General features: G+C 69.2%; 1 protein-coding gene. It reads right to left on the bottom strand.

From position 1 onward, the window contains the following. On the bottom strand, positions 1–684 hold a 684-nt coding region (locus ACGK9R_RS17185), incomplete at both ends, for a hypothetical protein (protein WP_394583547.1).

The raw sequence follows: 684 nt of genomic DNA, 5'->3' as shown, positions 1-684 counted from the left end.
TGCGTCCGGGGCGGTCAGGTCGATGGTCACGGCAATGCCCAGCTCGAAAGGCTCGCTCACGTTGCCGGCGCGGTCGGTCTGGCGCACCTGCACGTCGCCGATCCCGTAGTCGCCCTGGGGCAATGTGAAGCTCGTGCCCGTACCGATCAGCCAGCTGTCGCCGCCATCGAGCGAGTACTCCCAGGTGGCCTCCGGCTCGAGGTTGCCGACGTTGACGGTGCCGTCGTTGGTGATCGGGCTTTCATCGGCAAGCGTGGCCGTCGGGGATTCCGGGGCAGTCAGATCGATCACGACCGCGCCGACCCGGGCGGGGGTGCTCACGTTGCCCGCGCCGTCGGTCTGGCGGACCTGCACGGTGCCGGCGGCGTAGCTGTCTTCCGGCAGCTCGAAGCTCGCTCCGGTGCCCGCCAGCCAGGTGGCGCCGCCGTCCAGCGTGTACTCCCAGGTAGCGCCGTCGAGAATGCCGTCGACGTCCACCGTGGCGTCGTTGGTGATCGGTCCTTCACCGACCAGAGTGGCTATCGGCGAGGGCGGCGGCATGGTGACCACGCTGATCGCCTCCGCGATGCTGCCGGATTCGCTTACGTTGCCCGCGCCGTCGGTCTGGCGTACCTGGATGGTATCCGCCTCGTAGCTGCCCTGGGGCAGCAGGAAGCGATCGCCGGTCACCGGCTGCCAGCTCAC

Source organism: Halomonas sp. HNIBRBA4712 (assembly GCF_043558675.1).
Lineage (GTDB): Bacteria > Pseudomonadota > Gammaproteobacteria > Pseudomonadales > Halomonadaceae > Vreelandella.
The sequence above is the reverse complement of the archived record's forward strand: the minus strand, read 5'-3'. Positions and strand labels throughout refer to the sequence as shown.